We start from the raw sequence: 26300 nt of genomic DNA on the forward strand, positions 1-26300 counted from the left end.
GACCTATAAAGTTGCGGTATATATGTAGCGTTTGTCAGGCAAGTAATTAAATAAGCTGTGGTTTTCCACTGTTTAAAAAGGTTACTTGTATGTCTGATTCAGACTCGACAAACGCGCAGCCCGGCGCACATCAAACGTTGATAATAAAGTCGATTCCCGACTGGTTGATTCGTGCGCCTGCCGAAAGACGCCTGGCATTGAAAAACGCCGGGGTTGTTTTTCCTGACTGGTACCGCTCGGCATCCGCCGCCAGTCATGAGGCCTTGAAGCAGGCGACTCAACGTAGCTGGGTTTCGCAAACCCGGGTGGACCGCCTGTTTGAAGGCCTTGCCGACGTTCGCGCATTTGCCGAGCCGTTGCTGGTTCAAGCCCTGAGAAGTCAGTTCGAGATAGAACTGGATGTCAGGAAAACGTACCTGCGACTCTATGTCCCCAAAGACTTACCGGTCCGCTATGAAGTGACGACGATTTCACTTCTGGATGCTGCCTTGCATAACTTCGAAATGAAGGAGGCGGCAGCGCGTTACTTTGACAGCGCTTCATGTTTTATCACTGAGCCCGATGCGGCCGGACAGTTCGATATCCTTCAAATTAATAGTCGCTTGTCTGTCGCGGCATTTGCCTCGCTGTGCCGACAACTTGATATCGGAGGGCGCTATAACCAGCAACTTGAGGCGCTGTTATTACCTGCGGATGCTGCGGCCAGGGCGATGCTGGCAAACAAAGTCATTGCCAGTCAGCAGGATCGATTCCGGGTGGCGACACTCCTGGCGCGAATGAAAGGGGACATTGGGCACGCTGAACAGACGCTATTGCCGGGCCTGCTCACAGAGCAAAAAACACCATTGCCTGGCGCGAAAGCGCTGCGCTTGTATCAACTGAGCCTCCTGGGAACGGCGTTGACCGGCATCGTGCTGTTCTCGGCGGATCCAGAACATTCTCGCGAAGTTGAACCGGTGATTGCCTACATCCCCGATGACCCTGAGCACCCGCTGAAAACCTATGCCTCCACCCGCGAATTCGTGGACGAACTGACCCGGCAATTGCGCTCTACCGATTACCAGCGTTTTTTTGCCCGATTTGTCGCTCACGACCAACGAGGTGCCTTTTTCGCAGCGTTGCTCAATTTGCTCAACGCCGCAGCCCCCGATGCGCGTCCCAACCTCAGGATGCAAACACAGCGCGTGGGTCCGCAATTGTGGACCTGGCTGTACCAATCCAGGTTGAACCAGATCCTCAATGACGCGCACGTCATGGCCGTGTCTACCGCAGACGAAGACCGCAAGTCGCGCTGGGAACAATGGGACCGCCTGGAAAAAGTCGCCACCGTTGTGCTGGAGGTCGCGACGCTGGCGGCGATCCCGTTCGTGCCGTTTCTGGGCGAACTGATGTTGGCCTATACCCTGTACCAACTGCTGGACGACACGTTTACCGGCATTCTTGATTGGGCCGAAGGGCAGTTGATCGAAGCGTCGGCGCATTTGCTGTCCATTGCTGAAACGGTCGCCCAGTTAGGCGCGTTTGCCTTGGGCGGCCTGGCCGTTGGCAAACTGCTGTCCGTCGCCCCCGGCGCTTTCGTCAGCCGTTTGAAAGTCGTTGATATGGGGGCAGGTCAGCAACGATTGTGGAATCCCGATCTGAGTGCGTATGAGCGTGCGGTGCGCTTGCCAGCCGACTCCCGGGCTGATGCGCTCGGTTTACATCGGCATCAGGGCGCGAGCGTGCTGCTTCTGGATGGGAAAGCCTATGAAGTGGTGCCCGAGACTGACGGGGATGTCTATCGCATTCGCCACCCGAACAGGCCGGATGCCTATAAACCACAACTTGCTCACAACGGCGCAGGAGCGTGGGCGCATGAGGTTGAGCGCCCCATGGAGTGGCAGCGCGCACAGCTGTTTCGGCGCTTGGGGCATTCGGTGGCTGAGTTTTCGGATGTCACGGCTGGACGCATTCTGGCGGTGAGCGGCATCGATGAGGCAGTGCTGCGTGACATGCACGTTCATACCCGGCGCCCCCCGGCCTTGCTCGAAGACACCATCAGGCGTTTCAAACTCGATCAGCAGATTCAGGCGTTCATCGCACAGATGCAAAGCACCGATTCGCGGGTGTATTTGAAAGCCGATCCGCAGATGCAGGTGAAACTGCTGCAAGCTCAGGGCGTCAATGTGCAGGACAGCCAGCTGCGCAGCGGCAATCTCGTTCAAGGCATGGTTGAAACGCTTGAGGATGCGCAGCTGAAAAAACTGCTGGGTGAAAGCCCCGCGTTTGGCGATTCATTGCCAGGAATCGACGTGCGAGCCGCCCGATTGCGACTCAGAATCGCGGGTTGGGCACAGGAAAGTCGCGCCAGTTTGTTCGAGGCAAGTGAACGCCACTTTGAGCTGAGCAGTGATGAAAACACTCGGCAGATACGCCGGATTTTTCCTGACCTGCCCAAAACCATCGCTGAAGAATTATGGCGTCATGCAGCGGCTGTCGATCGCCTTCACATGCAGCACAACCCCGGAATCACCCGGCGAATGGCGCATGAAGCGCTGTTCTATCTACGGGAAGTGCGCCTCAGCAGGGCGTACGAAGGGCTTTATCTGGAGACGAGTGCGAATCCGGACTCCGACAGGCTGGCGCTGCATGGGCTCGAAAACCTGAACGGCTGGTCGCCAGAGGTGCGCATCGAAGTGCGAGAGGGCAGCATTGACGGTGCGTTGGTGGACAGTATCGGTGGTCCCGAGGCCCCGATTCGCAAAGTTCTGGTCAGACAGAATGGCCAGTACCAGGCCTACGATGGCTTCGGCAAGGAGCTGCACGCATTCGACGATCTCTACGGCGCCGTCCAGCATGCTCTTCCCGATGTTCAGCGCCGGGCGTTGGGTTTGCCTCATGTCGGGCAGGGCGTGGGGCTTCGGCAGGCGGTCAGGCAACAATCACTGATGCCTCGCTCGCAAGCCCGGGCCTTGCTGGGACAGCCGCCTTTGGAGGCGGACGCTCGTTCGCCCATGGGGCTGGCCGTGGGGCGTTCCGGTTATCTGATGGGCGGTGGCGATTTTGTGCCGGAGCCGGCGCGTTCCGTAGGGCAGCGGCTTCAAGCGCTGTACCCGACGCTCTCCGAGGAAGAAATGACGACGCTACGCAGCGAGCGATTGATCGGGGAGCAGGTGTTGGCCGTTGCGCGCCTGGAGAATGAGTACGTCACGTTGGTCAATGATTTGGAGATGTGGAGCAATGACGTGCCTCCCCGTCATCCGGCCACGGGATCGATGCTCACAGACAATGAACTCTCTATTCAGCGCCAGGGCAGAAAGCTGTTCGCGCAGGAGTTGCAGGCAAATTGGAGTCGCAGACTGACGACGGCCAACCGCTACACACCGACCACGCTTGATTACGATCTGGAGATACTCGGTGAGTTACCGGTGTTGTCGGCAGACTTCAGCCATGTTCGTGAGTTGTCTTTGAGCAGCAGCGCCGGGTTGGGCGGGCATTCCTTTCTCGCCAGCTTCCCGGGTGTGCGGTACCTGACATTGTCAGGCTTCGCGCTGGAGACTTTGCCCATAGAAATCTATCAGATGAGGGCACTGGAGACGCTGACCCTTGATGACTGTGCTATCGAGCTGAATGAGGCGGCGGTCGAAGGCCTCGCGCATATGGAGGATTTGACGCTTTTACACTTGGATCATAACCCTCTTGGGTTGCCCCCCGATGTTCGTTTCATGAGCCAGCTGGACAGTCTCTACTTGAAAAACACGGGTTTGATGGAGGTGCCTGTTGGATTGTTCGATCTTGAACAGTTGGCATTCGCCGATCTGAGATTCAATCAGATCACCACATTGCCGGATGAACTGTTTGAAGTTTCAGATGCTCGAGAGGTTAATTACAACTTGTTGGGTAATCCGTTAAGTGAAGCCTGCAGGTCGCGCATTGAGAGTTATATTGAGAACTCAAGTCTTGATAAAAAGATAATGATTCAATTTGATGGTGCGCTGGGTGAAGAAATCGATTGGCAGGAAGCGCCTGATTCGGACGACAGCGGAGTTGATGAAGGTGATTCGGACTGAGTCGGCTGTAATACTTTGTAAGTGATTGGTTGGGTGGAAAGTTTTATGTTTAAGTTTGTGGTAATTACTGCATTGAGGCGCTGATTTTTTCTTGTTATTAATCGGTGATACGACCCGTTGAATCGATTAATAACCAGCAAGGAATGCGTCATGAGTAATGTTCAAGGCTTGACTGCTTCGGTAGAAAGTAACAAACCATCCATATCCGGATTATCAAGACTGGAGGTCCGCTTCGAAGCCCCCGGTGTCGAATCAAAAAAAGTGTATGCCAATGGGCGGATGCAAGTTCGCGTCTGGGTGTTCGTCGAAGCGGTAGATGAAAATGGTGATGCAGTTGAAATCGACCTTTCCCCGCTTCAATTCTCCGCAAAGCTGATTCATTTCCACAATGGCCAGCCATTGGAAGGTGAGTCGTATCAAAATCTGCCACTGGCTGGTTGGAATGCCAGTCGTTACGAAAACGGGTACACCCATGACGTGCCCGGAGGTGTTCAATCCGGTAGCGCAGGGAGCAGCAGCGGAACGCCCGTAGAGTTCTGGGTTTCATCGGCAATCGACGGGCAAGCTCAAATCGCTGCTGAAGTGACAGTGCAGGGCAAGGTTTACCGAAGCAATAACACCCTGAATCCGGATGGCCGGAAGATTTCCAGAAGTGTTGTGATTCATGCGGAAAAAAGCCCTGATTATGGCGTAGAGCAATTTACGTGGCAGTCGCATGAACTCCGCGGATCGTTTGAGGGCGATCTATTGTTTCGATACAACTTGGGGCTGTATCCAGGCGGCAAGCAAGTAAAACTGCTGCGTTGGGAAAGTCGTCAGTACGAAGTCGGTGGTACCTACCCTGTTTTATTCTGTGATACAGGCTTGATTCTGGGGCGGGATGCGCCGAGGTCCTTCGTGGGTGTCATTGCTCCTTCTCGGGCAACAGAGTTGGATGTCTATGTTTCTGAGTGGCGAAAGGTTGAAGTAAACCAGCGTTCGGGGGAGTTGGCAGTTATAAAAGGTGTGCCTCCGCAGTATGTTTACACTAATCAAGTGAGAGTTGAATCTTTTCACTTTGTCGCTTTCGATGAGTTCGGTAATACGCACAATTTATCGATTGAAATCGATATTCCTAATGATGAGTTTGTATTGAGAAGAGGCTGAGAATCAATTGGGTCAAAGCTTTGATCAAGACATGTGCGTAGCTGATGTGCTGCGTGATGATTCAATATTCATGAGTTTTAGGGGTATCTGATAATGACAGTCAGTGAAGTGGCGAACGTCTATTCCAATGCGTTTAATTTTGATGAGTTTCTCTCCGGCGGGGTCGACCCCCGTACCGGTATTTACACCTGTTCGTTGATGTTGGGTGACATCAAGTCCGCAGACTTGAACGGTCCTTCTTTGCCAATCAGCTTGTCCTACAGCCCACTCAACAGTATCGACAGCGGTTTCGGCAGCGGTTGGTCGATGGCAATGACCCGTTACGACGCGGGCAATGAAATACTCGGTTTGTCCGGTGGCGGAAGTTTCAAGACGAAGCAGACAGCCGCCCACCTGGTCTTCGATGAGTTGAAACTTGAGACGCTCAAGGTTGAACGGTCTGGGCCAGGGCGTTTTGACGTCATCCATAAAAATGGTGTGCGTGAGGAGCTGAAGATCTTTGAGGGCAGCGATGTAGCGGTGCCGATGAGGATCGTTGGCGCCAATGGCGCTGCCATCACGCTCGACTACACCGCCATCAACGGGCAACCGGCGCTGGTGGCTGTGAAGGACACACAACGTACGTTGCTGAGCATTTCCCGTACCAGGGGCAAGGTTACGCTGACGCAATACCCCGGCACCGAATGTGAAGCCAGCTTTGTGTTGTCGCTCGCTAACAACGCGGTGGCTTCCATTGATTTGCCCGTAGGCGGGTCCTGGTTTCTGACCTATGAGCCTTTCGGCAATCTCCAGTGCCTGACCCAGGTCGATTCGCCGCTAGGAGCGCGAGAGATAATCGGGTATCAGGAAGCGGGGCATCAATTCCCGCCCGGTTCGCCGATTCGCTCCATGCCTTATGTGATCTCCCACACCGTGTACCCACGGCAGAATCAGCCCGCGATCACAAAAAATTATGAGTTCTCGCAGAAGAATTTCCAGGGCTTCGATGACGAAGGCAGGCGTTGGTCCCCGGACGGTGACACGCTCTACAAGAGCTCGTTGGGCTATGAGTATTCTTCGACCGAAAAACTGATGGCGGGTACGAAGGTCCACAGCTCCACGGTGCGCACCTACAACAAATATCATCTGCTGGTTTCGCAGGTGACGACCTGTCAGCAGATGATCACCACCCGGTCCACGGTGTACCACATCGATTCGGGCAAGAGCTTTCTCGAGCAACCTGCGCAGTTTCGTTTGCCCAAAGTCCAGACGTTACGCTACGAAAACCGCACCGCCGGTACATCGCGCGAAGAGCTTATCCACACCGAATTCGATGCGGCAGGCAATTTGCTCAAACAGGTCGGACCAGATGGCGTCACGACCCTGTCTGAATTTTATCCCGCTGCCGGAGCGGAGGGATGCCCTGCCGACCCATTGGGATTTGCCCGGTTCGAGAAGCAGAGAACCATCATCCCGGCATCACAAGCATCGGATAATCCAAGCGCCGCCTCGACGGTGATGCGTTATCGCTATGCCTTGCACGCCTCGTTGCAAGGTTCGCCGGTGACCGCCGTGCTGCCTGTCGAGGAGAGCTTTTATGAGCTGAGCGCAGACGCTGAAATTCTGCGTTCGAAAACACAACGGGTTTACGTCAATCAGCCTGATGACCCGCTGCGCCATGGCTTGCTGCAAAAACAAACCGTCACGCAGAACGCCTTGGCGACGGTTACCGAGTTTTCCTATGTGCTCGACAACAACCGGCTTGAAATTCAGAGCACCCTCAAGGGTTTCGATGGCACCGTCAAAACCGCGGCTCAGACACTCTCATCGCTCAACGGCATGAAGCTGGGCGAGCGCGGCGAAGACCAGGGAGCGGTTGCCTACACGTTCGACGCCATTGGCCGGCCCCTGAGCGAAACGTTTTCGCCGGGCACGGCCAACGCCGCCACCCGCCGCATGGTTTATCAGGCGGCCAGCAATAAAGCACCGGCGACGATGCTCACGACGGATGTGGCCGGCGTTCAGCAAAAAGTCGTGTACGACGGCCTCGGGCGCGTCGTCGCCGTCGAAGAGCAGGATTGCGATAACCCGGACGAAGCGGCCAGGACCCAGTTGCTCGTTATCTATACAGCGCGCCACGATGCGCTGGGCCAGTTAGTGGAACAAACGCATTCTGACTGGTGGGATGGGGTTGCGAGGCCGGTCAAGACCGGGTTTGTCTACGATGGCTGGGGACAGGTCAAGACCACGCTTCACGCTGACGGGCGCAAGGAGCATTGCACAATCGACCCTGTGGCCCGCACTGAAACCCGCTGGCTTGAGGGCATGGGCAAGTCTGTCACCGGCCTCAATGCTTTCGGAAAGCCTGATCGTATCGAGTCGTTCAATATTGCGGGTGAAACCCAAGGCGCAATCGTTCATGGCTATGACGGCATCGGCCGAGCCATCAGCCAGACCGATCCTGTCGGCAACACCACTACCTATGAGTACGATGTGTTCAATCGGTTGCGGCGCAGCGTATTGCCTGACGGGAGCTCCGTGGAGACCGACTACACGCTGCACAGTCAGGAGTCGCTTGCCACTGAAGTGAAAGTGGCGGGCCAAAGCCTTGGCCGGCAGACATTCGATGGCTTGGGCCGCTTGAGCGAAAGTACCGTGGGTGGACGCACGGTCACTGCGGGCTACGCGGCAGGATTCACGCAACCGATCTGGCAGAAAAGCGCCAGCGGTGAAAAGGTCGAGTTTGTTTATGCGCGCGATTTCGGCGGGCGCGTGACGCAACGCAAGGCGACCGGACTGGACGCCGGATTCACTTACAGCCCACTGCACGGGCAATTAGCCAGTTGTGTCGAGCAGGAGCGGGAAACGCGCTTCGAATATCACCCTTCCGGACGCCTGAAAAGTGAAACCACTGCGCACGCGGGCGTGGACCGGACGGCGTCGTACACGTATACGTTCGGTGGCCGGCCTCTGACCTGCGTCGATGTGCTCGGTCAGACGCACAAGACGGAGTACGACGAATGGGGACGGGCAAAGTCGTTTGAGCAGAATTCGCTCAAGGCCGACTTTATCTACAACGCCGTGGGCCTGCTGGAGCGAGTCGACTCGCAGGATACGCAGGCCAAGCGTTCCATGACGACCCGCCTGATCTACGACGATCAGGGGCGAGAAATTTCGCGCAGCTTTGAGGTCAAGGGCGCTGCTACTCAGACCCTGAAATCGAGTTACGACCTCGCTGGCAAGCTGACGCAGAAAGTGCTGGGCATCGGTGAAGACGTGCTGCGCGACGAACGCTTCGACTACGACGTCCGAGGTCGATTGGGCCACTACACCTGTAGCGGAACGCTGCGGCCACGCGATCCCTTTGGCAAAGACATTATCAAGCAGACCTACGTTTACGATGCGCTGGATAACATCGTCAGCCTGCAAAACGATTTTCCCGGTGGCAGCAACACCACGACCTTCACCTACAGCGCTGTCGATCCCACGCAACTGATCGAGGTTCAGCACTCTCACGCGGATTATCCGCCGCCTGTTACGCTGCAATATGACGCCAACGGCCAGATGATCCAGGACGATCAGGCTCGTACGCTGAGCTACGACGCACTGGGGCGATTGACGCAAATCGCTGCGGCATCCGGGGCGGTGATGCGCGGCTATCACTACGATGCGCGCGATCGCCTGGTCGAGCTGTCACAACCCGGCGGGCCGGGGGCCCAGCGCTTCTACCATGACGGGCGGGTGATCAACGAGATCAGCGGTGCTGACCGTCGTACCTGTGGGCGCCAGTCCGGTTTATTGCTGGGGGAACAGCAGCAGGGCGCGGCCACCGGATTGACGCTGTTTGGCACAGACCTGCAGCAAAGCGTTTTGATCGCCGAGTCCGGCACACAGCGCGACGAAGTTGCCTACAGCCCCTACGGATATCGTCCTGCCGAAGGCGGGATATTCAGTCAGGCAGGATTCAGCGGTGAGCAGCTTGATCCGTTGACCGGGCTCTATTTGCTGGGCAATGGTTACCGGGCCTACAGCCCGACGTTGATGCGTTTCCTCAGTCCGGACAGCTTGAGCCCGTTTGGCGCGGGTGGATTGAACCCATACGCTTACTGCCTGGGCGATCCGATCAATCGGGTTGATCCGACCGGGCATGTTTCCTGGCAATCTGCCTTGGGCGTTGGCCTTTCGTTGTTCAGTATCGCGACAAGCATCCTGACCTTTGGCGCAACCACGCCGCTGGCGGTCGCGAGCCTGACGTTGGCGCTGGCTTCCGGGATCGCCGGCATTGCGAGTGAGATTGCCCATGAAGTGATGCCGCAATCAGAGCTGGGGGACGTCCTCGGCTACGTGAGCCTGGGGTTGGGGTTGGCGTCTTTTGCGGCTGGGGCAGGGGCGGCCGCTCAGGGCGCCGGCAAGGTCGCGGGAGCGTTCCGGTCAGGTTTGAGCGGTGATGCGCAAGGGGCGGCCAAGGCGATGAACCGCGGGATGGGGGGTAAAGCGGCGAAAACCAGAGGATATGTGAAGGGTAGTGGCGCCAAGAAGGCTCAACAAAAAGCACTTGCTCCCGAAGTTGAAGAAGGGCCTCGGACCTGGTCATTTATCGAACCCAAGAAGCTCGAAGGTTACGATCGGCTTGATGAGGTGGGTATCAATCGATACAAAGACTTCAAGAGCGCTATGACGGACGGCGTTCATGCGCCTCACGAGGCGGCGGCTGCCATGGGTGGATTTACCAAATTCAAGCAGATGAAACCGTTCCTGAAATCCCAGCCGGATCAGTCCGCACTCTCTGAAATAAGGTTGAATGGGCCTTTACGGGCCATCTTCTTCATCAACCAGAACGACCGTATCGTTCATATGGTCAAAATCAGTCACACAGTAAAAGGAACCTGATACGTTCGCTTTTGTGGTCATGCCGGTGTGTCAGCTAATGCGCAAAGCATGCTGACGCAACGCCCACTCCACATGCTCCCTAACCAACTCCGACGGGTATTCCCTTCGCGCCTTCAATGCTTCCAGCACCGGAATCGTTGAAGGCGCATTCCCCAAACCCACCGCCAGATTCCGCAACCAGCGCTCATAACCCGCCCGACGCAGCGGCGAGCCTTCGGTGCTGCTCAGAAACCGGTCTTCATCCCACATGAACAGCTCAGCCAGTTCAGCGTTGTCCAGGTTGTGCCGTGGCTTGAAGTCGCTTTCGCCGGACGGACGGGCAAAACGGTTCCACGGGCAGACGATCTGGCAGTCATCGCAGCCGAACACCCGATTGCCGATCAATGGCCGCAGATCCTCGGGGATCGCGCTTTTCAGTTCGATGGTCAGGTAGGAAATGCAGCGCCGGGCGTCTAGGACATAAGGGCCAACAAAGGCGTTGGTCGGGCAGATGTCGAGGCACGCGGTGCAGCGGCCGCAATGTTCGGTGGCGTGCGGAGGATCTTCCGGCAGAGGCAGATCGACAAAGAGCTCACTGAGAAAAAAGTAACTGCCGGCCTTGCGATTCAAGACCAGCGTGTTTTTGCCGATCCATCCAAGGCCGGCCTTTTCGGCGATGGCTTTTTCCAGCACCGGTGCACTGTCGACAAATGCGCGGTAGCCGAACGGGCCGATGACCGCCTGAATCTTTTCTGCCAGTTGTTGCACGCGTTTACGGATCAACTTGTGGTAATCGCGGCCCAAGGCATAACGCGACACGTAGGCTTTTTCCGGTAGTGCCAGCAATTGCGCCATTTGGGTGTCGCCCGGCAGGTAATCCATGCGCAGGGACACCACCCGAAGCGTGCCGGGCACCAGCTCTTCCGGGTGTGAGCGTTTGCTGCCATGGGCGCCCATGTAGTCCATTTCGCCGTGGTAGCCGGCTTCGAGCCAGCGCGCCAGGTGCTGCTCATGCTCGGCCAGATCCAGGCCGCTGATGCCGACTTGCTGAAAGCCCAGCTCGCGGCCCCAGTCCTTGATGGATTGGGCGAGGGCGGGCAGGTCTGTGGTAATAGCGGGCATGAGGCGAGAGAAACCGGAGCTGAGGTGCGTATAATTCTGCCAGACATCGGAGCCCGAAGACGCATGCCGCACACTAAAGATGATTTACCCGACGTGCTGTACAGCGCCGCGCAAGTGCGAGCGCTCGATGCGAGCCTGATTGCGGCCGGTACGCCGGGCTTCGAATTGATGCAGCGGGCGGCGCGGGCGACCTGGCGTGCGTTGGTCCGGCACTGGCCGACGGCCAACGAACTGACGGTGGCCGCCGGCCACGGCAACAACGCCGGTGACGGTTATCTGGTCGCGGTGTTGGCCAAGCGTGCCGGCTGGCATGTGCGCGTGCTGGCGGTCGGTGATCCCCAGCGTTTGCAGGGCGATGCTGCCTTGGCCCACGCCGAGGCCCTGTCCGAAGGCGTCGCCGTTCAAGCCTGGAGTGCGCAGTCGGAGTTGCGTGGCGTTGTATTGGACGCCTTGCTCGGCACCGGCCTTACAGGCAAGGTGCGCGAGCCTTACGCCAGTGTCATCGCGGCGATCAATGCCAGCGGCCTGGCGGTTGCGGCGGTGGATATTCCGTCGGGCCTTTGTGCGGATACAGGAAGCGTACTCGGTGCGGCCGTCCGGGCGGACCTGACCGTGACCTTCATTGGTTTGAAACTGGGCCTGTTCACGGGTGAGGCGGCGGACGTGGTGGGCGAGTGGGTCTTTAATGATCTGCAAGCTTCGCCTGAGTCTTTGAGCGGGATCGCCATCAGTGCTCATCGTCTGACGGCCGGTAACTTGCCGCGTCTGGCGGGGCGTGCGCCGACCGCGCATAAAGGCAAATTCGGCCATGTCTTGCTGATTGGCGGTGATCGCGGTTTCGGCGGTGCCATTTTGCTGAGTGCACAAAGTGCGCTGCGCAGTGGCGCCGGCATGGTGTCGGTGGCCACTCGCAGCGAGCACGTGCCAGCCGCACTGGCCAGAATTCCCGAGGCGATGGTGCTGGGCACTTCCTCGGCGAATCAGCTGATGGGTTTGCTGCAAAAGGTTTCCGTGCTGGTGGTCGGTCCGGGCTTGGGGCAGGCTTCGTGGGGACGCAGTCTGCTGTCGGCGGCGGCCAATGCGTCGCTTCCACAAGTCTGGGACGCCGATGCGTTGAATATGCTGGCTGACGAACTCGTGAGCCTGCCCAAGGACTGCGTGATCACGCCGCATCCGGGGGAGGCGGCACGGTTGCTCGGGATCAGTACCGCTGAGGTTCAGGCCGACCGTCCGTCCGCTGCTCACGCATTGAGCAAAAAATATACAGCTGTAGTGATTCTGAAAGGCGCCGGCAGTCTTATCGCCAGTCCCGACGGGCGCCTGGCGGTGTGTCATCAGGGCCATCCGGCCATGGCTGCTGCCGGTCTGGGCGATGTGCTGGCCGGTCTGGTCGGCGCGTTGCTGGCCCAGGGCATGGACGCGTTCGATGCGGCCTGCCTTGGCGTCTGGCTGCACGCCAATGCCGGCGCGCAACAAGGTAAATCGGGCCGTGGGCTGGCGGCCAGTGATCTGATTCCAGCCATTCGTCAGTTGTTGGAGGAGCAAGCACCGTGTCTGAAGTAACCCTGTACCTGGCTGATGAAGAAGCGATGACCGCGTTTGGCGCCCGCATCGCGAAAACCACCGAAGGGCACGGTCTGATTTTTCTGGAAGGGGATCTGGGGGCGGGGAAAACCACGTTGTCCCGCGGCATCATCCGGGGGCTGGGGCATGAGGGCGCGGTAAAAAGTCCGACGTTCACCCTGGTCGAGCCCTACGAGATTGGCGACATCCGCGCCTTCCATTTCGATCTCTATCGTTTGGTCGACCCTGAAGAACTGGAGTACCTCGGCATCCGCGACTATTTCGAAGACGATGCCTTGTGCCTGATCGAGTGGCCCGATAAAGGTGCAGGCTTTTTGCCAAAGCCCGACCTGACCATTACCATTAGCCCGCAAGACAGCGGGCGTTCGCTGAAAATTTTGTCCCAGGGCTCGCGTGGCGAGTCGTGGTGTGCCGCTTTGGCATTGGAAATCAATTAAATGATGGGGTCAGGTATGCGCTTTCGCGCGATGGTAGCTGCCGTAGGGATGTTGTTTTTGGCGGTGACCGTCGACGCTGTGGCCGAAACGAAGGTCAACAGCGTCCGTCTGTGGCGGGCGCCGGACAACACACGGTTGGTGTTCGACCTGACCGGGCCGGTGCAACACAGCGTTTTTACCCTGACAGCCCCGGACCGACTGGTGATCGACATCAATGGCGCCACCCTCGGTGCGCCGCTGAACGTGTCCACCGCCAACACCCCGATCACCGCCATGCGCTCGGCCCAACGCACGCCGACCGACCTGCGGGTGGTCATCGACCTGAAAAAAGCCGTCACGCCGAAGAGCTTCACCCTGGCGCCGAACGCCCAGTACGGCAACCGCCTGGTGGTCGATCTGTTCGATAACGCCGCCGACGCCGCGCCGATTCCTGCGCCGACCAACGTCGCGACCGTCGCGCCGGTACCGGTCACCCCGGTCGATCCCCCGGTCAAGCTGCCACCCGCACCGGCCGGCAAGCGCGACATCATTGTCGTGATCGACGCAGGTCACGGCGGCGAAGACCCGGGCGCCTCGGGCTCTCGCGGCCAGCGTGAAAAAGACGTGGTGCTGGCCATCGCTCGCGAATTGCAGCGCCAGGTCAATGGCATGAAAGGCTTCCGCGCCGAACTGACCCGTACCGGCGACTACTTCATTCCGTTGCGTGGCCGTACCGAAATCGCCCGCAAGAAAGGCGCCGACCTGTTCGTTTCGATCCACGCCGATGCCGCGCCTTCGGCCGCCGCGTTCGGTGCCTCGGTGTTCGCCCTGTCGGATCGCGGCGCCACGTCGGAAACTGCCCGTTGGCTGGCCGACAGTGAAAACCGCTCCGACTTGATCGGTGGTGCCGGCAACGTCAGCCTCGACGACAAGGACCGCATGCTCGCAGGCGTGCTGCTCGACTTGTCGATGACCGCCTCGCTGACGTCCAGCCTGAACGTCGGCCAGAAGGTTCTGAGCAACATCGGCCGCGTCACGCCGCTGCACAAACAGCGCGTGGAACAAGCCGGGTTCATGGTGTTGAAGTCGCCGGACATCCCGTCGATCCTGGTGGAAACCGGGTTCATCTCCAACGCCAACGAAGCCTCGAAACTCGCGGCGTCCAGCCACCAGCAAGCGCTGGCTCGCTCGATCAGCAGCGGCGTACGCCAGTTCTTCCAGCAGAATCCGCCACCGGGTACTTACATCGCCTGGCTGCGCGATTCCGGGAAAATCGCCCAAGGGCCGCGTGATCACCGGGTGAACCCGGGTGAAACCCTGGCGATGATCGCCGTGCGTTATCAGGTGTCCCCGGCCACCTTGCGCAGCGCCAACAACCTGAAAACCGACGAGCTGAAAATCGGTCAGACCCTGACCATTCCCGGCACCGAACTGGCATCCAAAGAATGAATCAGGCCGTGATCAACAGCGCTCGCATTGAGCTGCTCAGCCCGCGACTGGCGAACCAGATTGCCGCCGGCGAGGTGGTCGAGCGCCCGGCTTCGGTGATCAAGGAATTGTTGGAAAACAGCCTCGATTCCGGCGCCAAGCGCATTGACGTCGATGTCGAGCAGGGCGGCGTCAAGCTGCTGCGGGTGCGCGACGATGGCAGCGGCATTTCTGCCGATGACCTGCCGCTGGCCCTGGCCCGTCACGCCACCAGCAAGATCCGCAACCTGGAAGACCTTGAGCAGGTGATGAGCCTCGGGTTCCGTGGTGAGGCACTCGCCTCGATCAGCTCCGTGGCGCGCTTGACCCTGACGTCCCGCACCCGCGATGCCGATCAGGCCTGGCAGGTCGAAACCGAAGGTCGGGACATGGCGCCCCGCGTGCAGCCAGCCGCTCATCCGGTGGGCACCTCCGTGGAAGTGCGGGATCTGTTCTTCAACACCCCGGCGCGGCGCAAGTTTCTCAAAACCGAAAAAACCGAATTCGATCACCTGCAAGAAGTGATCAAGCGTCTGGCCCTGGCGCGCTTCGACGTGGCGTTCCACCTGCGCCACAACGGCAAGACCATCCTCAGCCTGCATGAAGCCCATGACGACGCGGCCCGCGCCCGGCGTGTGGCGGCGATCTGCGGCTCGGGGTTCCTGGAGCAGGCGCTGCCGATCGAAATCGAGCGCAACGGCCTGCATTTGTGGGGCTGGGTGGGCTTGCCGACCTTCAACCGCAGCCAGGCGGACTTGCAGTACTTCTTCGTCAACGGCCGCGCCGTTCGCGACAAACTGGTGGCCCACGCGGTGCGCCAGGCCTATCGCGACGTGCTGTTCAACGGTCGGCACCCGACTTTCGTGCTGTTTTTCGAAGTCGATCCGGCCGGTGTCGACGTCAACGTGCACCCGACCAAACACGAAGTGCGCTTCCGTGACGGGCGCATGGTCCACGATTTCCTCTACGGCACCTTGCACCGTGCCTTGGGCGATGTGCGACCGGATGATCACCTGGCGGCACCGGTGGCGACCGCCATCGTTCGTCCGAGCGGCCTCGAGGCCGGTGAATTCGGTCCGCAAGGCGAAATGCGCCTGGCGGCCAATGCGCTGCTGGAGCAGCCTCAAGCGCAACCGTCGTTCAACACGCCGGCGGGCTCGGGCGCTGGTGCCGGTTATCAGTATCAATACGCGCCGCGTCCTCAGTCCGGCGTGCCTGCGGCTGAAGCCCAGGCAGCGTATCGCGAGTTTTTTGCGCCGCTGCCGGAAGCCAATGCTGTCGCGCTGCCAGCCGGTCAGGACGATATTCCACCGTTGGGTTACGCATTGGCGCAACTCAAGGGTATCTACATCCTTTCGGAAAACGCCCAAGGCCTGGTATTGGTGGACATGCACGCCGCCCACGAGCGGATCATGTACGAACGCCTGAAAGTCGCCATGGCCAGCGAAGGCCTGAGCGGTCAGCCGCTGTTGGTTCCGGAATCGTTGGCGGTGAGCGAGCGCGAAGGCGATTGCGCCGAAGAAAACGTCGCGTGGTTCCAGCGTCTGGGCTTTGAGTTGCAGCGTCTCGGCCCGGAAACACTGGCCATTCGACAGATTCCGGCCTTGCTCAAGCAGGCGGAAGCCAACCGGTTGGTCAGCGATGTTCTGGCCGATCTGATGGAATACGGCACGAGCGACCGGATTCAGGCGCACTTGAACGAATTGCTTGGCACCATGGCCTGCCACGGCGCGATTCGGGCGAATCGGCGACTGGCCCTGCCGGAAATGAACGGTCTGCTGCGTGACATGGAAAACACCGAGCGCAGCGGTCAATGCAACCATGGCCGACCGACCTGGACCCAATTGGGCCTGGACGATCTGGACAAACTGTTCCTGCGCGGTCGTTGATGAGCCAGCTCCCTCCTGCGATTTTCCTGATGGGCCCGACCGCAGCGGGCAAGACCGACCTGGCCATCGAGCTGACCAAAGTCCTGCCTTGCGAGCTGATCAGTGTTGATTCGGCGCTGGTCTATCGCGGCATGGACATCGGCACCGCCAAGCCCTCGAAAGAGATTCTGGCCGAATTTCCCCATCGTCTGATCGATATTCTCGACCCGGCAGAGAGCTATTCCGCCGCAGATTTCCGCCGTGACGCCCTCGAAGCGATGGCCGACATCACCGCGCGGGGCAAAATTCCGCTGCTGGTGGGCGGCACAATGCTCTATTACAAGGCTTTGGTCGAAGGCCTGGCGGACATGCCGGCGGCCGATCCTGAAGTGCGCGCACAGATCGAAGAAGAAGCTGCACGCCTTGGCTGGCAAGCCCTGCACGACCAATTGGCGATCATCGACCCGGAATCGGCGGCGCGTATTCACCCGAACGATCCGCAGCGACTCAGTCGAGCGCTGGAAGTTTATCGTGTCAGCGGTCAGAGCATGACCGAGCTTAGACTGAGACAATCTGCGCAAAGTACTGAAGCAGCCGCTTCGGGACTGCAACAATTGCCCTATACTGTCGCGAACTTGGCCATTGCTCCGGCAAATCGTCAGGTACTGCACGAGCGAATTAAACAAAGATTCACTTTAATGTTGGAACAGGGATTCATCGACGAGGTCGTAGCCCTGCGTAAGCGAAGTGACCTGCATTCCGGGTTGCCGTCTATACGTGCAGTAGGCTACCGACAAGTCTGGGACTACCTGGATGGCAAGCTGACGCAAGCCGAGATGCAGGAGCGTGGAATCATTGCCACGCGCCAATTGGCAAAACGTCAGTTCACCTGGCTGCGCAGTTGGGCTGATTTACACTGGTTGGACAGCCTGGATTGCGACAATCTGCCGCGCGCCTTGAAATACCTGGGGACCATCTCCATATTGAGCTGAGTCCTTGCAATTGCCGTCTATCCTTGGGGGTGTGACGGCCACAAGCCATCTGTTTACCTATTTTTTATATTGAATCCTTAAAGGAGTGCGGCACATGTCAAAAGGGCATTCGCTACAAGACCCTTACTTGAATACTTTACGTAAAGAGAAAGTTGGGGTGTCCATCTACCTGGTCAACGGGATCAAACTGCAAGGCACGATCGAGTCTTTCGACCAGTTCGTTATCCTGCTGAAGAACACCGTCAGCCAGATGGTTTACAAACACGCTATCTCTACAGTGGTGCCGGTTCGTCCAATTCGTCTGCCTAGCGCAACCGAATCCGAAGCAGGCGACGCTGAGCCAGGTAACGCCTGATAGGAGTCTCCTTTGTTCTTTGAGCGCCACGGTGGTGGTGAGCGAGTGATCCTCGTTCACTTGGATGGACAGGACCCTGAGGCGCGCGAAGATCCGCAGGAGTTTCAGGAATTGGCTAATTCGGCCGGCGCCGAGACCGTTGCGTTTTTTAACGTGCCGCGTCATCGGCCAACCGCCAAATTCCTGATCGGTAGCGGCAAGGTCGAGGAACTGCGCGACCTGGTCCATGCCGAAGAAGCCGATCTGGTGATCTTCAATCACACGCTTACGCCCAGTCAGGAACGTAACCTCGAACGTGTTTTCGAGTGTCGCGTGATCGACCGCACCGGTCTGATTCTCGATATTTTCGCCCAGCGCGCCCGTACCCATGAAGGCAAGCTCCAGGTAGAACTGGCCCAGCTTGACCACATGAGCACCCGGCTGGTTCGTGGCTGGACTCACCTTGAGCGTCAAGGTGGCGGTATCGGCATGCGTGGCCCGGGTGAAACCCAGCTGGAGACCGACCGTCGCTTGCTGCGGGTTCGCCTGCGACAGATCAAGGGCCGACTGGAAAAAGTGCGCAGCCAGCGCGAACAGTCGCGACGTGGCCGTACGCGTGCGGATATCCCTACCGTGTCTTTGGTGGGGTATACCAACGCCGGCAAATCCACGCTCTTCAATAACGTGACGAAATCCGACGTGTACGCGGCTGACCAGTTGTTTGCCACGCTGGACCCGACCTTGCGCCGTCTGGAACTGGCCGACCTGGGGCCGATTGTCCTGGCCGACACCGTGGGTTTCATTCGTCACTTGCCCCACAAGCTGGTCGAGGCATTTCGGTCTACGCTCGAAGAGTCGAGCAACTCCGACCTGCTGTTGCACGTGATCGATGCGGCCGAACCGGATCGCATGTTGCAGATCGAGCAGGTGATGGTGGTGCTGGGCGAGATTGGTGCCCAGGACTTGCCGATCCTCGAGGTCTATAACAAACTCGATTTGCTTGAAGGCGTTGAGCCACAGATCCAGCGCGACGAAAGCGGCAAGCCTCAACGGGTCTGGTTGTCGGCGCGTGATGGCAGTGGTCTGGAATTGCTCGAACAAGCCATTGCCGAGTTGCTGGGCAGTGAGATGTTTATCGGTACCTTGCGCTTGCCGCAACGATTCGCTCGACTGCGTGCGCAGTTCTTCGAACTCGGAGCGGTGCAGAAAGAAGAACACGACGAAGAAGGTGTCAGCTTGCTGGCCGTTCGATTGCCACGCTCGGAGCTCAATCGGCTGGTCAGCCGTGAAGGCGTTGTGCCGACAGAGTTCATCGAACAACACACTTTGCAATAAAAGCCTGAGAAAGCGGTTGTGCCGCGGTGACAGGCATTCTGTAGCATTGGTCGGCGCGCCGTGGGTGCGTCTTTGCTTTATCAGATGGAGAGCGCTATGGCTTGGAATGAGCCGGGTGGCAACTCGAATAATCAGGATCCTTGGGGTGGCAAGCGTCGCAATAACGGCGACCGCAAGGGACCACCGGATCTCGACGAGGCCTTCCGAAAGCTGCAGGAAAGCCTGAATGGGTTGTTCGGTGGTGGTAAGAAACGCGGTGATGACGGGGGTGGTCCGGGCAAGAGTGGCGGCTTTGGCGGCCTGCTCGGCATCGGCCTGGTCGTGTTGGCGGCCGTTTGGCTGTACAGCGCGGTCTATGTAGTCGACGAGCAGGAGCAAGCCGTGGTGCTGCGCTTCGGCAAGTACTACGAAACCGTCGGCCCGGGTCTGAACATCTATTTCCCGCCGATCGATCGCAAGTACCTGGAAAACGTCACGCGTGAGCGTGCGTACACCAAGCAGGGTCAAATGCTGACTGAAGACGAAAACATCGTCGAAGTACCGCTGACCGTGCAGTACAAGATCAGCAACCTGCAGGACTTCGTGCTGAGCGTCGATCAGCCGGAAATCAGCCTGCAGCACGCGACCGAAAGTGCCCTGCGCCATGTGGTGGGTTCCACCGCGATGGACCAGGTGCTGACCGAAGGTCGTGAATTGATGGCCAGCGAGATCAAGGAGCGTCTGCAACGCTTCATGGATACCTATCGCACCGGCATCACCGTCACCCAGGTCAACGTACAGAGCGCAGCGGCACCGCGTGAAGTGCAGGAAGCCTTCGATGACGTGATCCGCGCCCGTGAAGACGAGCAGCGTTCGCGCAACCAGGCTGAAACCTATGCCAACGGCGTCGTGCCGGAAGCCCGTGGTCAGGCCCAGCGCATCATCGAAGATGCCAACGGCTACCGTGACGAAACTGTCTCGCGCGCCAAGGGTGAGGCCGATCGCTTCACCAAACTGGTCGCCGAGTACCGCAAGGCACCTGAGGTCACCCGCCAGCGTCTGTACCTGGACACCATGCAGGAAGTCTTCAGCAGCACCAGCAAGGTTCTCGTGACCGGCAACAAGAATGGCCAGAGCAATCTGCTGTACTTGCCGCTGGACAAGATGGTCGAAAGTGGTCGCAACACCAGCACTTCGGTGACCGGTGCGGCAGCCACCAGCAATGAAGCGAATGCACGTGCGGCAGCTGATCTGCAGCAACAGCCTGCACGTACCAGGGAGAGTCGCTGATGAGCAATAAATCGCTGATCGCCCTTATTGTCGGCGTCGTCGTGGCGATCGCAGCCTGGAACTGCTTCTACATCGTGGCTCAGACCGAGCGTGCGGTGTTGCTGCAGTTCGGTCGCGTGGTTCAGACCGATGTTCAGCCGGGCCTGCATGTGAAAGTGCCTTACGTTAACCAGGTGCGCAAGTTCGACTCGCGCCTGATGACGCTGGATGCGCCGACACAACGCTTCCTGACGCTGGAAAAGAAAGCAGTCATGGTCGATGCCTACGCCAAGTGGCGCGTGAAGGACGCTGAGCGTTACTACACCGCGACTTCCGGCCTCAAGCAGATTGCTGACGAGCGTCTTTCCCGTCGTCTGGAGTCGGGCCTGCGTGACCAGTTTGGTAAACGCACGCTGCACGAAGTGGTCTCGGGTGAGCGCGATGCGCTGATGACCGATATCACCGCTTCGCTGAACAAGATGGCGGAAAAAGAGCTGGGCATCGAAGTGGTCGATGTTCGGGTCAAGGCCATCGATCTGCCGAAAGAAGTAAACCGCAGTGTGTTCGAGCGTATGAGCTCCGAGCGTGAGCGTGAAGCTCGCGAGCACCGCGCCAAGGGTAACGAGCTGGCAGAAGGCATTCGTGCCGACGCCGATCGTCAACGCCGCGTGCTGCTGGCTGAAGCCTATCGTGAATCCGAAGAGGTTCGCGGTGATGGTGATGCCCAGGCCGCTGCGATCTACTCCAAGGCCTACGGCCAGGATCAGGAGTTCTACGGTTTCTACCGTAGCCTGCGTGCCTACCGTGAAAGCTTCGCGAACAAATCCGACGTCATGGTCCTGGACCCAAGCAGCGACTTCTTCCGTTACCTGGAAAAAGCCAAGCCTTGATACGACGTTGACCTGAATCATCCCCCGCCTGGCGGCTAAAGCCTCGGGCGGGGTGATCCTTTGGGAAAACGTGTGTATGATGCGGCAGCCGGGAAATTCCCGGCTTTTTTGCGTCTGCACGTTTGATTGCTGTTGTTTATGCAGGCGCCCGAGTTGAATGACTCGACAGGTTTTTCGAGGAAAGTGATTGGCGAAGCTTATTTTCAGGCTTTTCGCCGCGTTGTTTATGGGTGGCTTGTAAACAAAGCCGATCATTTTCTGCTTCACTCAAGGCTCGCCCATAGGCTTGCCGCCCGGACCATAGGGGAATGGCGTAATGGCAACGGTAGACCGCTGGCTGCTGCCAGATGGCATCGAAGAAGTACTGCCACCGGAAGCGGCGCGCATTGAAGTCGCGCGTCGTCAGGTGTTGGATCTGTTCCAGAGCTGGGGTTACGAGTTTGTCGTGACTCCCCATATCGAGTACCTGGAATCCTTGCTGACCGGCGCGGGCCAGGACCTCGATCTGCGTACCTTCAAGGTCATCGACCCGCAATCGGGCCGGCAGATGGGTTTCCGTGCCGACATCACGCCGCAAGTGGCGCGCATCGATGCGCATACCCTGCGTCGCGAAGGTCCGAGCCGTCTGTGCTATGCCGGCAGCGTGCTGCACGCTCAGCCACGCGCCTTGTCGTCCTCGCGCAGCCCGATTCAACTGGGCGCCGAGTTGTACGGCGATGCCAGCCCGAGCAGCGACGTGGAAGTCATCAGCCTGATGCTGGCCATGCTGCAACTGGCCGACGTGCCGGAAGTGCACATGGATCTCGGTCATGTCGGCATCTACCGTGGCCTGGCCCGCGCGGCCGGCTTGTCCGGTGAAGTTGAACAACAGTTGTTCGATGCGTTGCAACGCAAGGCCATCGACGAGGTCATTACCTTGACCGAAGGTTTGCCTGCCGATCTGTCGGGCATGCTGCGTGCGTTGGTCGACCTGTGTGGCGGCCGTGAAGTGTTGAGCGCTGCTCGCGAGCGTCTGGCGAATGCGCCGGCGCCGGTTTTGGCGGCACTGGACGATTTGCTGGCGATTGCCGAGCGTTTGTCCGTGCGTTTCCCGGAACTGCCGCTGTACTTCGACCTGGGCGAGTTGCGCGGCTATCACTACCACACCGGTGTGGTGTTCGCGGTGTTCGTGCCGGGCGTTGGTCAGTCCATCGCTCAGGGCGGTCGTTACGATGACATCGGCGCTGACTTCGGTCGCGCTCGTCCGGCAACCGGTTTCTCTACCGATTTGAAAACCCTGGTGACCCTGGGGCGTGCTGAAATCGAGCTACCGTCTGGCGGTATCTGGATGCCTGACAGTACGGATGCAGCACTCTGGCAGCAGGTTTGCCAGTTGCGCAGTGAGGGTCAGCGTGTCGTTCAGGCATTGCCTGGGCAACCTTTGGCCGCCGCCCGTGAAGCGGACTGCGACCGGCAATTGATTCAGCAGAACGGGCTTTGGCAAGTATCGCCACTGGCTTCTTGAGTTTTCCTGCCGGCCCTTGGCCGGCACCAAGTTTGCGCGAATGAGGACAAGTGTTATGGGTAAGAATGTCGTAGTCCTGGGCACCCAATGGGGTGATGAGGGCAAAGGCAAGATCGTTGATCTGCTGACCGAACATGCTGCCGCCGTAGTGCGCTACCAGGGTGGCCACAACGCTGGTCACACCCTTGTGATCGATGGCGAAAAAACCGTCTTGCACCTGATCCCGTCGGGCGTGCTGCGCGAAGGCGTGCAGTGCCTGATCGGTAACGGCGTGGTGGTTGCTCCCGACGCTCTGCTGCGGGAAATCATCAAGCTGGAAGAGAAAGGCGTACCGGTGCGTGAGCGTCTGCGTATCAGCCCGTCCTGCCCGCTGATCCTGTCCTTCCACGTTGCGCTGGACCAGGCCCGTGAAAAGGCCCGTGGCGAGCTGAAGATCGGTACGACCGGTCGCGGCATCGGCCCGGCCTACGAAGACAAGGTTGCGCGTCGTGGCCTGCGTGTCGGCGACCTGCTCAACATGCCGCGCTTTGAAGACAAGCTGCGTGAACTGGTGGATTACCACAACTTCATGCTGGTGGGTTACTACAAAGAGCCGGCCATCGAGTTCGAAAAGACCCTGGCTGAATGCAAAGAATACGCTGAGCTGCTCAAGCCGCTGATGCTGGACGTGACTGCCGAGCTGCACGACCTGCGTCGCGCCGGCAAAGACATCATGTTTGAAGGCGCCCAAGGTTCGTTGCTGGACATCGACCACGGCACCTACCCGTACGTGACCAGCTCTAACACCACCGCTGGCGGCGTTGCTACCGGATCGGGTGTTGGTCCGATGTTCTTGGACTACATCCTGGGCATCACCAAGGCTTACACCACGCGTGTAGGTTCGGGTCCGTTCCCGACTGAACTGTTCGACGAAGTCGGCGCGCACCTGGCCAAACAAGGTCACGAGTTCGGTGCGACTACTGGCCGTGCCCGTCGTTGTGGCTGGTTTGACGCTGTTATCCTGCGTCGCGCTATCGATGTGAACAGCATCTCGGGCATCTGCCTGACCAAGCTGGACGTACTCGACGGTCTGGAAACCATCAACATCTGCGTCGGCTACAAAGATGCCGAAGGTAACGCTGTTGCCCCGACTGACGCTGATAGCTACGTGGGTCTGCAGCCTGTGTACGAAGAAGTGCCGGGCTGGACCGAGTCGACCGTGGGTGCCAAAGCCCTGGAAGAGCTGCCAGCTAACGCACGCGCCTACATCAAACGCGTCGAAGAGCTGATCGGTGCGCCGATCGACATTATTTCGACGGGCCCGGACCGCAACGAAACCATCGTTCTGCGTCACCCGTTCGCTTAATAAGTCGTTGATGTAAAAAACAAAGGGCCCTTAATCGGGCCCTTTGTCGTTTATGCCTGTTGGACGGCATGACCTTTGCTGTGATCTTCATTAAGAGCGCGTCTTCTGGCGTGCCATCAATTTAATGGCGTCAATGCAGAGGGATATCAAGTGTCGGCGGTTCTCTCATTGTTACAAAGCCGTCTATTGCGGCCTGTGTTCGTTACCCTTGGTATCGCCCTTTTGGTGCAGGTGCTGGTGGCTGTTGCTCTGACGCGGAGCACAGTGACTGCACTGGAAGCTGATTTGGGTGTGCGCCTGGGTGCCGACAGTCAAAAACTTTCCGGCGAGCTGGAGCAGGCGGGACGTGAAGTCACGTCGAGCCTCGACAACCTCTCCACCAGCACGCGTCAGCGCCTCACGGCCGGTTTGTCCTCGCGGCTGAAGGACGAGCAGGTGCAGCTGCGTGCGACCCTGGAAAAGGACCTGAAGGACTCTGCCAATGATATGGCGCAGCTTCTTGCTTCCGTCGCGCCCCGCGCCATGTGGGACAGTGACGTTCCCACCCTGTCCGAATTCGCCCGCCGGGCTCAGCGCAATCCCAACGTGTTGTTCGTGATCTATGACGACGCAACGGGGCAGCACCTGACGCGCTACCTCAACCGCGAAAACCCGATCAACAAGGCCCTTCTGGAGAAAGGCCAGGGCGAGCGTGCGCTGGATAAAGTGCTGGATGCGGCTAAAAACGATCCATCGGTCTACTACGTCGAAGCCTCGATCAACCCTAATGGCGTGGAAATCGGCAAAGTGTTGATGGGTGTCTCCACCGCCTCGGTGGAAACCGATCTGGTGGCGCTGGACAAGCGTTTCTCTGCACTGATCTCCAGCAGTGATCAACTGGTCGGCGACAGCTTGAAAGGCGCGGCGGCTGATAGCGCCACGGCGATGCGGGCGCGTCTGACGTCTGCTCAGTCCACCGCCTCGGAAATGAAAGCCAACACCACCAGCACCGTGCAGGAAGCCGCGGCGACCTTGCGCTGGCGCATCGGTATGGGCCTGGCACTGGTCGGTTGCGGTGTGCTGCTGTTGCTGGCGGTCGTTTTGGGTCGGCGCGTAGTCAATCGCTTGAAGCTGCTGATTGCCGCGATGGACGACCTGGCGGCGGGCGAGGGCGACCTGACCAAGCGCGTGCAGATCAACAGCAAGGACGAAATCGGCGACATGGCCTCGGCGGTCAATCGCTTTGTGGATAAGTTGCAGCCGATCGTGCGCGAAGCGGGCGATGTGGCCCAGCGTACCGGCGTGGAAATCGGCGCCATGACCCTGCGTAACGCCGGTGCCGATGCGGCGGCGGGCATGCAGCGTGACGAAGTGGCCGAAAGTTTGCGCGCCTTGTCGCAAATGGCTGATGAGGCCCAATCTGAAAGCCACGCAATGCAGGCAGCCTTGAAGCAAGTGGTGGATATCCGTTCGGCCACCGATGAAAACACTCGGACCTCGGCGAAGGTCGGCAGCCTGATCGAAGCGTTGGCTGGGCAAGTCGATACCGGCGCGAAAGTCATCGAACGACTGGCGCAGCAAAGTGAGCAGATTGAAGTGGTGCTGACCGTGATTCACGGGATCGCCGAGCAAACCAACCTGCTGGCACTGAACGCTGCCATTGAAGCGGCGCGTGCCGGTGAAACCGGTCGCGGCTTTGCCGTAGTGGCGGACGAAGTGCGGGCGCTGGCGAGCAAGACCCAGAGTTCCACGGGCGACATTCAGGCGCACATCGTGGCGTTGCAGCAAGGTGCGCGTGAGGCGGTGGAAGTGATCGGCCAGGCCGGGCGTCAGGCCAGCGAGGGTTTGCTGGTGTTGCGTGACAGTGCGCAGTTGCAGCAATCGGTGCAGGTGTCCGTCGAACAGGTGCATGCGGCGATTGGTCTGGCGACGCAAGCAGCGGCCCATCAGGCGCAAGGCGCGCAAGCGGTGCGGGGCCGGGTTGAAACCATTCATGCGCAGGCTGAGAAGGCGGCTCAGGCGGTGGTGGAAACCACGGCTAGCGGTAAAGTGCTGGATGGCCTGGCGGCGCAGCTCAAGGCGAGCCTGGGGCAGTTCCGGGCTTAAGATTTGTATTGGCGGGTCTGACGCCTTCGCGGGCAAGCCTCGCTCCTACTTGGATCACGCGATCCAT

Annotated in this window: 16 protein-coding genes; 15 read left to right on the forward strand and 1 reads right to left on the reverse strand. The window is 59.0% G+C overall.

Going from position 1 to position 26300, the window contains the following annotated elements; translation table 11 throughout:
* Positions 1-89 precede the first annotated feature (89 nt).
* From KGB25_RS15310 to KGB25_RS15320, 3 genes are all read left to right on the forward strand, one after another.
* Positions 90-4049, forward strand: a complete 3960-nt coding sequence (locus KGB25_RS15310; RefSeq protein WP_223435524.1) for a dermonecrotic toxin domain-containing protein — start codon at positions 90-92, stop codon at positions 4047-4049.
* A 150-nt stretch (positions 4050-4199) separates the two neighbouring features.
* Positions 4200-5195 (forward strand): hypothetical protein, encoded by a 996-nt coding sequence (locus tag KGB25_RS15315; RefSeq protein ID WP_223435526.1) that lies wholly within the window; start codon positions 4200-4202, stop codon positions 5193-5195.
* Between the two features lie 93 nt (positions 5196-5288).
* On the forward strand, positions 5289-10064 hold the full coding sequence (locus KGB25_RS15320) for an RHS repeat domain-containing protein (protein WP_223435531.1): 4776 nt from the start codon (positions 5289-5291) through the stop codon (positions 10062-10064).
* A 30-nt stretch (positions 10065-10094) separates the two neighbouring features.
* Here the strand turns inward: KGB25_RS15320 and queG are convergent, their stop codons facing one another.
* Positions 10095-11165 carry a tRNA epoxyqueuosine(34) reductase QueG gene (gene queG, locus KGB25_RS15325; protein ID WP_223435535.1) on the reverse strand — a complete coding sequence of 357 codons (1071 nt, stop codon included), beginning with the start codon at positions 11163-11165 and terminating at the stop codon, positions 10095-10097.
* A gap of 63 nt (positions 11166-11228) precedes the next feature.
* On the opposite strand from queG, the gene KGB25_RS15330 reads away from it, so the two are divergent.
* The 12 genes from KGB25_RS15330 to KGB25_RS15385 all read left to right on the forward strand — a co-directional run bounded on the left by KGB25_RS15330 (position 11229) and on the right by KGB25_RS15385 (position 26233).
* Entirely contained in the window at positions 11229-12728 is a 1500-nt protein-coding gene (locus KGB25_RS15330; RefSeq protein WP_223435540.1) for an NAD(P)H-hydrate dehydratase, read from the forward strand.
* The gene (tsaE, locus tag KGB25_RS15335; RefSeq protein ID WP_008035315.1) at positions 12716-13186 is read left to right on the forward strand and encodes a tRNA (adenosine(37)-N6)-threonylcarbamoyltransferase complex ATPase subunit type 1 TsaE; all 471 of its coding nucleotides are present in this window, start codon (positions 12716-12718) and stop codon (positions 13184-13186) included. Before KGB25_RS15330 ends, tsaE begins: the two co-directional genes overlap by 13 nt.
* 48 nt (positions 13187-13234) lie before the next feature.
* Positions 13235-14614 (forward strand): N-acetylmuramoyl-L-alanine amidase, encoded by a 1380-nt coding sequence (locus tag KGB25_RS15340; RefSeq protein ID WP_404943243.1) that lies wholly within the window; start codon positions 13235-13237, stop codon positions 14612-14614.
* Positions 14611-16521, forward strand: a complete 1911-nt coding sequence (mutL, locus tag KGB25_RS15345) for a DNA mismatch repair endonuclease MutL (RefSeq protein ID WP_263286266.1) — start codon at positions 14611-14613, stop codon at positions 16519-16521. The genes KGB25_RS15340 and mutL overlap by 4 nt, the downstream gene beginning before the upstream one ends.
* Positions 16521-17492: a tRNA (adenosine(37)-N6)-dimethylallyltransferase MiaA gene (miaA, locus tag KGB25_RS15350; RefSeq protein WP_008035319.1), complete on the forward strand. Its 972-nt coding sequence runs from the start codon at positions 16521-16523 to the stop codon at positions 17490-17492. The genes mutL and miaA overlap by 1 nt, the downstream gene beginning before the upstream one ends.
* Positions 17493-17586: 94 nt before the next feature.
* On the forward strand, positions 17587-17847 hold the full coding sequence (gene hfq, locus KGB25_RS15355) for an RNA chaperone Hfq (RefSeq protein WP_007902656.1): 261 nt from the start codon (positions 17587-17589) through the stop codon (positions 17845-17847).
* Positions 17848-17859: 12 nt separating this feature from the next.
* Positions 17860-19161, forward strand: a complete 1302-nt coding sequence (hflX, locus tag KGB25_RS15360) for a ribosome rescue GTPase HflX (RefSeq protein WP_008035321.1) — start codon at positions 17860-17862, stop codon at positions 19159-19161.
* Positions 19162-19257: 96 nt separating this feature from the next.
* A complete protein-coding gene (hflK, locus tag KGB25_RS15365; protein WP_008035322.1) occupies positions 19258-20430 on the forward strand; it encodes an FtsH protease activity modulator HflK in 1173 nt (390 codons plus the stop codon).
* Positions 20430-21299, forward strand: coding sequence for a protease modulator HflC (gene hflC, locus KGB25_RS15370; RefSeq protein WP_008035323.1), 870 nt, complete (start codon positions 20430-20432; stop codon positions 21297-21299). The genes hflK and hflC overlap by 1 nt, the downstream gene beginning before the upstream one ends.
* A gap of 316 nt (positions 21300-21615) precedes the next feature.
* Positions 21616-22803 (forward strand): ATP phosphoribosyltransferase regulatory subunit, encoded by a 1188-nt coding sequence (locus KGB25_RS15375; protein WP_008035324.1) that lies wholly within the window; start codon positions 21616-21618, stop codon positions 22801-22803.
* Positions 22804-22858: 55 nt separating this feature from the next.
* Positions 22859-24148 (forward strand): adenylosuccinate synthase, encoded by a 1290-nt coding sequence (locus KGB25_RS15380; protein ID WP_008035326.1) that lies wholly within the window; start codon positions 22859-22861, stop codon positions 24146-24148.
* Between the two features lie 150 nt (positions 24149-24298).
* Positions 24299-26233, forward strand: a complete 1935-nt coding sequence (locus tag KGB25_RS15385) for a methyl-accepting chemotaxis protein (RefSeq protein ID WP_192226926.1) — start codon at positions 24299-24301, stop codon at positions 26231-26233.
* Positions 26234-26300 lie beyond the last annotated feature (67 nt).

Origin of the sequence: Pseudomonas sp. BF-RE-21 (genome assembly GCF_019947305.1) — a bacterium.
In the GTDB taxonomy this organism is placed as follows: Bacteria; Pseudomonadota; Gammaproteobacteria; order Pseudomonadales; family Pseudomonadaceae; genus Aquipseudomonas; species Aquipseudomonas migulae.